Origin of the sequence: Vibrio sp. S12_S33 (assembly GCF_963889785.1) — a bacterium.
In the GTDB taxonomy this organism is placed as follows: Bacteria; Pseudomonadota; Gammaproteobacteria; order Enterobacterales; family Vibrionaceae; genus Vibrio; species Vibrio aestuarianus.
Genome location: NZ_CAWPQZ010000271.1, coordinates 1 through 406 on the forward strand (window position 1 = coordinate 1; position 406 = coordinate 406).

General features: G+C 55.7%; 1 protein-coding gene. It reads left to right on the forward strand.

Annotation, left to right across the window (positions count from 1 at the left end; translation table 11 throughout):
- On the forward strand, positions 1-406 hold a 406-nt coding region (locus AACW06_RS20135), incomplete at both ends, for an Ig-like domain-containing protein (RefSeq protein ID WP_238336783.1).

Genomic DNA, 406 nt, shown 5'->3' on the forward strand with positions numbered 1-406 from the left:
AGTATTCCAACGGGTGTGGAAGTGGGTGATACGGTGACGTTAACCATCACCAACCCAGATGGCAGTACGACAGTACAAACTCACGAAGTAACCTTATTAGAAACACTAACAGGCAGTGCGAACATCACCATCCCAAGCTTGGCGGCGGAAGGTGACTACAGCGTGACGGCGCAGATCAGCGACGCGGCGGGCAACAGCAGTGGTGAAAGTGCGCCAGTGACGTTTGATTTTGACGCCACCGTGCCAAGTACGGTGCCAACACTTACCATTGCGGATGCTGCGGACGGCAGCGTGAGCGTGGCCGAAAACAGTGACGGCGTTGAAACCAACGTGACACTACCAACGGGCGTGGAAGAGGGCGATACGGTGACGTTAACCATCACCAACCCAGATGGTAGCACCACGG